This window comes from Streptomyces sp. NPDC031210 (assembly GCF_055570395.1).
Window position 1 is genome coordinate 200,002 of the sequence record NZ_JBVIHH010000015.1, and the last position, 10,458, is coordinate 210,459.

Consider the following 10,458-nt stretch of genomic DNA (forward strand, 5'->3'; position numbering starts at 1 on the left):
GTGATGGCAGTACCGGTCGGATATCAGGTTGCGGCTGCGGCCCGGACCGGTACGGCGTGCCGGGTACCGTATGCCCGAACAGCACACCGCCGGACCACACACCGGTGCGGTCGGGACTGACGGAGAGGGCTGGAGAAGCTTATGGAAGAGCCGCGTCGCCTCGGCGGCCGGTACGAGCTGGGCTCGGTGCTCGGCCGCGGTGGCATGGCGGAGGTCTACCTCGCCCATGACAGCCGCCTTGGCCGCACCGTGGCTGTGAAGACGCTCCGGGTGGACCTCGCCCGTGATCCGTCCTTCCAGGCCCGGTTCCGCCGGGAGGCCCAGTCGGCCGCCTCGCTGAACCATCCGTCGATCGTCGCGGTCTACGACACCGGCGAGGACTACGTCGACGGCGTGTCGATCCCGTACATCGTCATGGAGTACGTCGACGGCTCCACGCTGCGTGAGCTGCTGCACTCCGGCCGGAAGCTGCTGCCCGAGCGGTCCCTGGAGATGACCGTCGGGGTGCTCCAGGCGCTGGAGTACTCGCACCGGGCGGGGATCGTCCACCGTGACATCAAGCCGGCCAACGTGATGTTGACGCGCACCGGCCAGGTCAAGGTCATGGACTTCGGTATCGCCCGCGCGATGGGCGACTCCGGCATGACGATGACCCAGACCGCGGCGGTCATCGGCACCGCGCAGTACCTCTCGCCCGAGCAGGCCAAGGGCGAGCAGGTCGACGCCCGCTCCGACCTGTACTCCACCGGCTGTCTGCTCTACGAACTCCTCACCGTGCGGCCGCCGTTCGTCGGTGACTCGCCGGTCGCGGTGGCCTATCAGCACGTCCGCGAAGAGCCGCAGAAGCCCAGCAACTTCGATCCCGAGATCACGCCCGAGATGGACGCCATCGTCCTGAAGGCGCTGGAGAAGGATCGCGACTACCGCTATCAGTCGGCGGACGAGATGCGCGCCGACATCGAGGCGGCACTGGACGGCCAGCCGGTGGCGGCCACCTCCGCCATGGGCGCCGCGGGCTACGGCCAGGACCAGCCCACCACCATGCTGCGGGCGCAGGACCCGGCGGGCCAGACGGCGATGCTGCCGCCGATGAACCCGGACGACGGGGGTTACGACGGCGGTGACCGGCGGCGGGGCGGCAAGAAGAGCAACGTCTCGACGATCCTGCTGGTGGTCGCGGCCCTCCTCGTCCTGGTCGGTGCGATCTTCATCGGCAAGGCGATGTTCAGCGGCGGCGGCGCCGCGGGCAAGGTGACGGTGCCCAGCCTGCAGGGCAAGACGCTGGCCCAGGCCAAGAAATCCGGGGAGAACAGCGCCTTCAAGGTCGCCGAAGGCGGCCGGGAGGCGTGCGACGACGTCAAGAAGAACCAGATCACCAAGCAGGACCCGGAATCCGGCGCGAAGATCGACAAGGATGAGACGGTCACCGTCACGCTGTGCACGGGCCCGCAGCAGATCACCATTCCCAGCGTCAAGGGGCTCACCGAGGACCAGGCCCGTTCGGATCTGGAGGACAAGGGCTTCACGAACATCGTGACCAGGAACGAGGTCTCCGACCGTGACCCGGGCACCGTTGCCCGGCAGAACCCGGAGCCGGGCGCCAAGCGGGCCAAGGACGCCAAGATCACGCTGTTCATCGCGCAGGAGTCGCCGAAGACCCCCGTCCCGAACCTCGTCGGGCAGGACTTCGAAGCGGCGAAGAAGCAGCTCAGGGATCTTGGTCTGCAGGTGTCCAAGCAGGAGCAGGAAGTCACCGATCCGGCGCAGATCGGCAAGGTGACGGCCATGGACCCGGCGGGCAACAGCCAGGTCGAGAAGAACTCGACCATCACGCTCACCGTCGGCAAGGCGGCGGCGCAGACGCCGGTGCCCCAGGTGGTCGGCCAGAAGGTGAAGGACGCCAAGCAGGCGCTCCAGGAGGCCGGCTTCACCAACGTCCAGTTCGCGCCCGGCAGCGCGACGGACGACAACGCCCGCGTGCTCAGCCAGGACCCAGCGGCGGGAACGCCGTCCGATCCCAAGACCACCACCGTGACCCTGACCACCGTCCCTGGTGGCGATGGGGGTAACGGCGGCAACGGCGGCAACGGCGGCGATGACGGTGGTGGCTTCTTCGGCGGCCCCTGGGGACGCGACTAGCGAACGGATGCCTCCCGGCCCGCGCCACGGCGTGTGACGGAGCCCCGGCAGCCCTTGGAGGGCGGCCGGGGCTCCGTCGTGTGGGGTGCGGTGTCGCCGTGCGGCGACGGCCTAGCGGATTTCCTCGGGAAGGGTGCGGTCCGCGTCGACCTTCTCCGTGCGCTCCAGCTCGCCCCAGACGACGTAGCGGTACGTCGAGGTGTAGACCGGGGTGCAGGTCGTGAGCGTGATGTAGCGGCCCGGCTTGCGCTTGCCGGACTCCTTGGGCACGTCGCTGAGGACATCGACGTTGTACTTCGAGGTCTCGGCGAGGGTCGAGTAGACCTTGTAGACGTACCAGGTGTCCTGCGTCTCGAAGACGATCGGGTCGCCGTTCTTGAGCTTGTCGATGTTGTGGAACTTCGCGCCGTGGCCGTCGCGGTGCGCGGCGAGCGTGAAGTTGCCCTTCTTGTCCTTGGGCAGTGCCGACTTGACCGGCTCGGTGTAGTAGCCGGCGACCCCCTCGTTGAGGACCTCGGGGTCGGTGCCCTTCTTGACCAGCACCTCGCCGCTGGTCATCGCCGGGACGTGCAGGAAGCCGATGCCGTCCTTGGTGTCCAGCTCGCCCGGGCTCCGGGAGCCGCCGTCCGCCCAGTGCCGGCGGACCTCGTCACTCTGCTTGTGGGCCTCGCGGTCGGCGAGGACGTTGGTCCACCACAGCGAGTAGGCGACGAACAGGCCCAGGATGAGTCCGGCCGTGATCAGCAGTTCGCCGATGACGCTGACGACGGAGGCGATGGCCCTCCGCACCCGGCGCGGTTTGGGTGACGGCGCGGACCGGTCGGTGTCCTCGTCGTATCCGGTGGCAGTCACCGCGTTGTACCCCTTTATGTTCGCTCAACTGGCGAGCGCATCCGGTTTGCCCTTGCTCCGCGGCCGCTCCTCGACCATCTTGCCCCAGACGATCAACCGAAAGGTACTGGTGAATTCCGGGGTGCAGGTCGTCAGTGTGATGTAGCGGCCCGGGCCGGTGAAACCGGAGCCGGGTGGCACGGGGCCGATCACGCTGGTGTTGCTGGGAGAGGTCTGCGGGAGGATGCTCTCCATCTCGTACGTGTAGTAGGCGGCCTTGGTCTCAACGATGATCTTGTCGCCCTTGGTGAGCCTGTTGACATAGCGGAACGGCTCGCCATGAGTGTTGCGATGGGCCGCCACCGCGAAGTTGCCCTTCTTGTCCCAGGGCATGGCGGTCTTGATCTTGCTGGTCTTGTCGTAGTGGCCGATCATGCCCTGGTCCAGCACGGAGTGCTTGTCGATGCCCTCGGCGATCGGCGCCTTCATGTCGAGCTTCGGGATGTACATGATCGCGAAGCGCTCCCCGGTCGCGAGGTTCTTCTTCTCCGCGCCGCCCTTGTCCCACTCGTGGCGCAGGGTGTTGGCCGCGCCGCCCGCCTCCTGCTCGGCCAGTACGTTGGTCCACCAGAGCTGGTAGGTCACGAACAGCAGCATCAGCACGCCCAGGGTGATGAACACCTCGCCCACCGCACGGCTGATGATCAGGCTGGGGCTGTCCTTGGCGGCACGGGCGGCGCGCCGCGCCTCCAGCCGGGAGGTGGGCGCGGGGGGCGGCAGCGTCACGGAAGCGGCGCCGGCGGCCGTGGCGGCCGTGGCGGCCTGGGTGGCCGTACTGGCCGCTCCGCTGTGGCGACCGCGCCTGCCGACCCTTCTGGCGGTCTCCTGAGCGGCCTTGCGTCGGGCCGCCCGTCCACCGAGCGCCGGCGCCGCGTCGCCTTCGCCGGTTTCCCGTGAATCGGTTTCACGTGAATCCGTTTCACGTGAAACCGCGGCCGCACGGCGTCGTCCGGCGCGCGTCGTGGCGGGCTCCTCGGCCTGCCGGAGCGCCATGGTCTCGTCGTCCAAGCGCGGCTCGGTGGCCGGCGACGGGGCGGGGGACGGAGCCGGGGAGGGTGCGGGGGACGGGACGAACGGCGGGCGGCGGGCCGGCGCGGCCCGGTCGGGCGCGGGGGCCTGCGGGCTCTGGGGCGCCGCGTCGTAGGCCGGCGACTGCTGCGGGCCCGCGTCGTAGGTCTGGGGCCGCTGCGGGCCCGCGCCGTACGCCTGGGGCCCTTGCGCGGCGGTGCCGGAGGCGTGGGACTGCCGGGGCACGGCGGGCCCGTAGGAAGGGGGCTGGGCCGCCTCTGCCGGGTCAGGGTCCTGGTGCGGTCGGAACCACGGTGACCCCTGGCCGCCCTGAGCCGGCGGCGCGTAAGGGTCGGGCGCCGGAGCCGGAGCCGGGGCGGGGGCCGGCCGGCCCGGCAGCGGATCGTTCAGCGGGTCGTCGAGCTGCCCCACCGCCGCCTCGAACGCGTCGGGGCTGCCGTACGGATCCTGCGGGCCGTACGGCTCCCGCGGCGCGTACGGCTCGTACGGTCCGCCGGGTCTCCCTTCACGCTCCGGGCGCGGGTCGGTCACGCTCCGGCCTTGCCGACCACCGGGGCAAGTCCCGTCGAGCGCTCCACCGCTCCTTCGTCGCCGCACTCGACCAGCCAGTTGGCGAGCATCTTGTGGCCCCACTCGGTCAGCACCGACTCGGGATGGAACTGCACACCCTCCACGGGCAGTTCGCGGTGCCGCAGCCCCATCGCGATCCGTCCGCCGGCCTCACCGGGGGCGCCCGGAAGCTCCGTCCAGGCGGTCACGACCAGCTCGTCGGGGACGGTGTCCGGCTCGACGGCGAGGGAGTGGTAGCGGGTGGCGGTGAAGGGGGAGGGCAGGCCGGAGAAGACGCCCGAGCCCTCATGGATGACGGGCGAGGTCTTGCCGTGCAGCAGCTCGGGCGCGCGGTCCACCACGCCGCCGTAGGCCACCGCCATCGACTGCATGCCCAGGCACACCCCGAAGACCGGTACGCCGGTGTCCGCGCAGTGCCGGACCATGTCGACGCAGACGCCGGCCTGCTCCGGCGTGCCGGGGCCGGGCGAGAGCAGGACGCCGTCGAAGCCGTCCTGGGCGTGGCCGAGGGAGACCTCGTCGTTGCGCAGCACCTCGCATTCGGCGCCGAGTTGGTAGAGGTACTGCACGAGGTTGAAGACGAAGCTGTCGTAGTTGTCGACCACGAGAATGCGCGCGCTCATCGGACGGCCGCCATCCCTTCGTCCACAGTGACGTCGTTGAAGGGGAGCAGCGGCTCCGCCCACGGGAAGACGTACTGGAAGAGCACGTAGACGACGGCCAGCACGAGCGCGAGTGAGAGCAGCGCCTTCACCCATGCGTTGCCCGGCAGATGCCGCCAGATCCAGCCGTACATGCTGTCGCTGTCCCCTTGCCGATGCCGATGACGTTGTCGATTGCCTCACCAGAGTAAGGGGCGGAGGCGGGCGCCGGTGGGTCAGCGGGTCAAAGCCGACGGCCTTCCCCGCGCCACGGGTTGGGTGGAATCCAGGTGGGCCCAGGCGATCAGGCGGTGGCTGTGGCCCCACTCCGGTTCGCAGGTCGTCAACGTGAGGTAGCGCCCGGGGCCGCGGTAGCCGGATTTCCGCGGCACGGGGTCGATCACGCCGACGTCGCCGGGCAGCGTCGTGTAGGGGCGGTTGTCGACGCGGTAGGTGAACCAGGTCGTGCCGTCGCTCACGACCACGGCGTCGCCGGGCCGCAGCCGGGGGAAGTCCTTGAAGGGGTCGCCGTAGGTGCGGCGGTGCCCGGCGACGGCGAAGTTGCCGGTCGCGCCGGGGCCGGCGGTGCGGGCGTAGTGGCCCAGGCCGCGCTGGAGGGTGGCGGTGGCGGTGCCTTGGAGGACGGGCTTGGCCCAGTCGGCGCCGAAGCGCGGGACGTACATGACGGCGAAGGGCTCGCCGTCCTCGGGCGCGGGCCGGGGCCGCGGGCCGGCGGTGGCGTCGCCGGCGGCTTCGGCCGGAGGCTCCCCGGGGTCGGGCGCCGGCCGGGACGACCACCTGTGGTGGAGCGCGCCGATCTCGCCGTCCATCGCGCTGTCGGCGCGCACGCCGGTCCAGAAGAGCACGTAGACCACGAACAGGACGATGAGGGTGCCGGCGGTGACGCAGATCTCGCTGGCCGTCCGGACGAGCAGGCGCACCGCTGCCGTCCGCCCCCGCACCGTCATCGGCCCCCGCCCCTTCCCGCCGCCCCGCGCGGTGCGGGCCTACGGCTTCACAGGCTGTGCGTAGTGGTGCTCCACTGTGCCGGAGTAGCCGGGCAGAGTCACCGCTTCGTGCTGGTCGACTTTCCAGCCCAGGCCGTAGGCGTTGACGTACTGGAGGTAGTTCTGGATGGCGGGGGAGGCGGTCAGCGCGCGGTTGAGCGCCTCGCGGTCGCCGACCGCGGTGACCTTGTAGGGCGGGGAGTAGACGCGGCCCTGGAGGATCAGGGTGTTGCCGACGCAGCGGACCGCGCTGGTGGAGATCAGCCGCTGGTCCATGACCCTGATGCCCTGGGCGCCGCCCTGCCACAGGGCGTTGACGACGGCCTGGAGGTCCTGCTGGTGGATGACGAGGTCGTTGGGCTGCGGCTCGGGGATGCCGGGGATCTTGGCGGTGGCGTTCGGCGGGGCGTCGGTGAGGGTGACGCTCACGCCCTGGCCCGCCAGCTTCTTGGTGCCGGCGCTCTTCTCCAGGGCCCTGAGCTTGGCGTCCTCGGCCTTGGAACTGCCGTTGTCGCGCTGGGCGAGCGCGTCGACCTCCTCGCGCAGCGTGGCGTTGCGGTCGTCCTGGGCGCCGTTTTTGTGGCTGCGCTCCTGGATGAGGTCGGACAGGCGGAGCATCGAGTCGTCGGAGCGCAGGTTGGTGCCGCGCGCGGTGTCGAAGCTCAGCCAGAACAGCAGTCCGGCGAGGGCGAAGACGGCGAGTGTGAGAATGCGTACGGGCCGCAGGTGGGAGCGGGCCGGGCGGCCGGAGGAGTCAGCGGAATTGCTCAACGTACCCTTACTCCTTACGACGCCGCGGAAGCACTACGCTAACGGACGCCCGGGCGAGGAAACGCTCCCCGTCGCTTCCCCCCTGGCCCCCGTCCCGTTTCATCCCCCGCGCGGTCAGCGCATCGACAGGAGAGTTCCTCGTGCCGAAGTCACGGATCCGCAAGAAGGACGACTTCACGCCGCCGCCGGCGAAGCAGACGACCAGTCTGAAGATGAGTTCCGGCCGTAGCTGGGTCGCGCCGCTGATGCTGGCGATGTTCCTCATCGGGCTGGCCTGGATCGTTCTGTTCTACGTGTCCGAGGGCGATCTGCCGATCAAGTCGATGGGCAACTGGAACATCGTGTGCGGTTTCGGCTTCATCGCGGTGGGCTTCGGCGTATCCACCCAGTGGAAGTAGCGCAAGCCCTGCCCAAGGCCATCCACACCGTTATCCACAGCCGGGGAAAACTTCAGAAGATCTGTGGATAACCCACTGGAGGTTGACGCCGGTGTGATCGGCGGCAACCTGCTCCCGGCCTCGGCTTCCCCCGATTTTCCTGGGGAAACGCAGGTCAGCGCGGACCGGAACGGACGTTCCCCACAGCTTGCACAAGATCGGGCACCCGCTGTGGACAACTTGGCGGACGCGGCCCTTCAGCCAATGAGCTGAAGGGTCCGTACCCACACCACCGCGACGATCGCCAGCAGCGCCACCGCGCACGTCACGCCCTGCACCAGCGCCCGGCGCTCACGCGGCGCGTGCACCATGCCGAACGCCACCGCCGCGCCCACCACGAGGCCGCCGATATGGGCCTGCCAGGCGATGTGCGGCCACAGGAATGTGAAGGCCAGGTTGAGGCCGAGCAGGATCAGCACCGGCTTCATGTCGTAGTTCATCCGGCGCATCAGCACGGCGGTCGCGCCCAGCAGCCCGAAGATCGCGCCGGAGGCACCGAGCGAGGGCTGGTCCGGTGACTCCAGCAGATACGACAGCGCGCTGCCGCCCAGACCGGCGAGCAGATAGAGCGCGAGGAAGCGGACGCGGCCCAGTGCCGCCTCCAGCGGCGGGCCCAGCCACCACAGCGAGAGCATGTTGAAGGCGATGTGCGGGATCTCCTGGTGCAGGAACATCGCGGTGAACAGGCGGTACCACTCGCCCTCGGCGACACCCTCGGGCAGAAACCCCGGCGGCGTACGGCCGAGCATCACCAGATCGCCCAGGAGCCGGTCCTCGGTCAGCTTCACCACGATGAAAACGGCCAGGTTGAGACCCAGCAGGATCTTGGTGAGCAGCCGCGGGTCGGCGGCGATCGAACCGCCCGCGAGGGTGCGCGGGGCCGTGGCGCGCGCCGTGTTGCCGGCGCCGTCGCCGCCGCGCACGCAACTCGGGCACTGGAAGCCGACCGAGGCGCTGACCATGCAGTCGGGGCAGATCGGCTTCTCGCAGCGGGTGCAGCGGATGCCGGTCGTGCGGTCCGGGTGGCGGTAGCAGGCCGGCGGGCCGTCGTCGCCCCGGGCGTCCTGCGGCTCCTGCGGGCTGCCTGGCACCTGATCCATCGGTCCCCTCGTCCTCTTCTCGTGCGGGCGCGCGAGCGCACCACCCGTCGCCCGGCCGTCTCCCCTGGACGAGCTGCGCGCCCCGCCTTGTCTACGACCGGGCGGGGCGCAATGGTTCCCTCGGGCGGGGCGAACGGGCCGGTCCGCGGGCGAACCGTCCGGTCAGCGGCTCTCGATGACGACCGACTCGATGACGACGTCCTGGAGGGGACGGTCGGTGCGCGGGTTGGTCTCGGTGGCGGCGATCGCGTCGACGACCTTCTTGCTCGCGTCGTTCGTGACCTCACCGAAGATGGTGTGCTTGCCGGTCAGCCAGGCGGTGGGCGAGACGGTGATGAAGAACTGCGAGCCGTTCGTGCCCGGGCCGGCGTTGGCCATCGCCAGGAGGTAGGGCTTGGTGAAGGCCAGGTCGGGGTGGAACTCGTCCCCGAACTCATAGCCGGGGCCGCCGGTGCCGTTGCCCAGCGGGTCGCCGCCCTGGAGCATGAAGCCGCTGATCACCCGGTGGAAGACCGTACCGTCGTACAGCTTGTCGGTGGACTTCTTGCCCGTCGCCGGGTGGGTCCACTCCCGCTCGCCCTTGGCGAGCTCGACGAAGTTCTTGACCGTCTTGGGCGCGTGGTTCGGCAGAAGCCGAATCTCGATGTCGCCCTGGTTGGTCTTCAGGGTGGCGTAGAGCTGCTCAGCCACGATCTACCTTCCATAAGTCTTCACTGACGGTCCCCGATCCTCGCATGGACCGGCCCGCCCGTAGTCCGGCCGCCGCCCGACGACACTCTTCGTACGGATTTCCTCGGCTCGGGCCGCTCCGGACCGACGCGGCGCGCGGATCGGCGGAGCCGGGTAAAGCGTGCCATTGTCGTCATAAGGACCTGAAAAAGCCGCCATGACCCGGATGCCCGCTCTCACATGCCGTGCGAAGCGTGAGCAGGCATGATCTTCAATCGGGTGGACAGGCGACACAACAGACATGGGGGACCAACCCCCAGAGCCCCGGACACGCCACCGAGGAGGAGGATCCCGTGACCCGCAAGGACAGCGTGCGCGCCGCGACCGGTACGGCCAGGGACAGCGTGCGGCACGCCGCGGAGGTGGTGGCTCCGTATGCCGGTACGGCCAAGGACACCGCCGCGCATCTCGCTCATGAGGCCCGCTGCCGCGTGGCCCCCAAGGTGGCCGTAGCCGCCCACCAGGCCCGTTCGCAGTACGACGCCCATCTGCAGCCGCGCCTGGAGCACGCCCGCGGTGCGCTGCCCCCCAAGGTGGACGCGGCCGCCACCAAGGCCGCCATCCGGACCCGTAAGGCGGCGCGGCAGGCCGCCGACTACACCGGCCCGCGCCTGGAGCACGCCGTGGTCAGCGCCCGGGCGGCCGCCGAGCCGGTGCGTGAGGAAGCCGTCGCCCGCACCACCGCCGCGCTCGCCGCACTGCGCGGCCAGGTGACGGCCGCCGAGATCGAAAAGCTCGTCAAGAAGCACCAGCGCCGGTCCAGGAACGGCCGGGTCGTCAAGCGGCTCGCGGTGATCGGCGTCGTGGCCGGCGGCGCGGTCGCGGCCTGGAAGTGGTGGGACAAGCAGGCCAACCCGGACTGGCTGGTCGAGCCGCCGGCGCCCACCGAGGTCGGTGACCGCGGCCGGTTGGACGCGGTCGACGGCAGTGAGGGCGCCTCCCTCGACCCGGAGGTCCAGGCCAAGCAGGCGGAGAACGAGTCGGACGAGCGCGGGCGCGGCACCACGGCCTGATACCACGCGGCGCACCGGCGGCACAGCCCTGGCAGCACCGGGGGGGGGGGGGGGGGGGGGGGGGGGGGGGGGGGGGGGGGGGGGGGGGGGGGGGGGGGGGGGGGGGGGGGGGGGGGGGGGGGGGGGGGGGG

The 10,458-nt window shown here is 70.5% G+C and carries 11 protein-coding genes; 3 read left to right on the forward strand and 8 right to left on the reverse strand.

The genetic code is table 11. From position 1 onward, the window contains the following. Positions 1 to 141: 141 nt before the first annotated feature. On the forward strand, positions 142 to 2,139 hold the full coding sequence (pknB, locus tag ACZ45Z_RS26135) for a Stk1 family PASTA domain-containing Ser/Thr kinase (protein WP_468366978.1): 1,998 nt from the start codon (positions 142 to 144) through the stop codon (positions 2,137 to 2,139). A 111-nt stretch (positions 2,140 to 2,250) separates the two neighbouring features. On the opposite strand, the gene ACZ45Z_RS26140 is transcribed toward pknB, so the two are convergent. From ACZ45Z_RS26140 to ACZ45Z_RS26165, 6 genes are all read right to left on the reverse strand, one after another. Further along, the gene (locus ACZ45Z_RS26140; RefSeq protein WP_468366980.1) at positions 2,251 to 2,991 is read right to left on the reverse strand and encodes a class E sortase; all 741 of its coding nucleotides are present in this window, start codon (positions 2,989 to 2,991) and stop codon (positions 2,251 to 2,253) included. A 24-nt stretch (positions 2,992 to 3,015) separates the two neighbouring features. Continuing rightward, entirely contained in the window at positions 3,016 to 4,590 is a 1,575-nt protein-coding gene (locus tag ACZ45Z_RS26145; protein WP_468366983.1) for a class E sortase, read from the reverse strand. Beyond that, complete coding sequence (locus ACZ45Z_RS26150; RefSeq protein WP_468366986.1) at positions 4,587 to 5,252, reverse strand: aminodeoxychorismate/anthranilate synthase component II; 666 nt, start codon at positions 5,250 to 5,252, stop codon at positions 4,587 to 4,589. Before ACZ45Z_RS26150 ends, ACZ45Z_RS26145 begins: the two co-directional genes overlap by 4 nt. Then, entirely contained in the window at positions 5,249 to 5,425 is a 177-nt protein-coding gene (locus tag ACZ45Z_RS26155) for a hypothetical protein (RefSeq protein WP_468366988.1), read from the reverse strand. The genes ACZ45Z_RS26150 and ACZ45Z_RS26155 overlap by 4 nt, the downstream gene beginning before the upstream one ends. 81 nt (positions 5,426 to 5,506) lie before the next feature. Next, complete coding sequence (locus ACZ45Z_RS26160; protein WP_468366991.1) at positions 5,507 to 6,238, reverse strand: class E sortase; 732 nt, start codon at positions 6,236 to 6,238, stop codon at positions 5,507 to 5,509. A 39-nt stretch (positions 6,239 to 6,277) separates the two neighbouring features. After that, positions 6,278 to 7,048, reverse strand: coding sequence for a DUF881 domain-containing protein (locus tag ACZ45Z_RS26165; RefSeq protein ID WP_468366993.1), 771 nt, complete (start codon positions 7,046 to 7,048; stop codon positions 6,278 to 6,280). A gap of 140 nt (positions 7,049 to 7,188) precedes the next feature. Here ACZ45Z_RS26165 and crgA point away from each other — a divergent pair, with 140 nt between their 5' ends. Further along, a complete protein-coding gene (gene crgA, locus ACZ45Z_RS26170) occupies positions 7,189 to 7,446 on the forward strand; it encodes a cell division protein CrgA (protein ID WP_468366995.1) in 258 nt (85 codons plus the stop codon). A 236-nt stretch (positions 7,447 to 7,682) separates the two neighbouring features. On the opposite strand, the gene ACZ45Z_RS26175 is transcribed toward crgA, so the two are convergent. Further along, positions 7,683 to 8,585, reverse strand: coding sequence for a rhomboid family intramembrane serine protease (locus tag ACZ45Z_RS26175; RefSeq protein ID WP_468366998.1), 903 nt, complete (start codon positions 8,583 to 8,585; stop codon positions 7,683 to 7,685). Positions 8,586 to 8,747: 162 nt separating this feature from the next. Then, positions 8,748 to 9,275, reverse strand: a complete 528-nt coding sequence (locus tag ACZ45Z_RS26180) for a peptidylprolyl isomerase (RefSeq protein ID WP_468367001.1) — start codon at positions 9,273 to 9,275, stop codon at positions 8,748 to 8,750. A 332-nt stretch (positions 9,276 to 9,607) separates the two neighbouring features. Between ACZ45Z_RS26180 and ACZ45Z_RS26185 the strand changes: the two genes are divergently transcribed. After that, complete coding sequence (locus ACZ45Z_RS26185; protein ID WP_468367004.1) at positions 9,608 to 10,327, forward strand: DUF5324 family protein; 720 nt, start codon at positions 9,608 to 9,610, stop codon at positions 10,325 to 10,327. Positions 10,328 to 10,458: the final 131 nt, after the last annotated feature.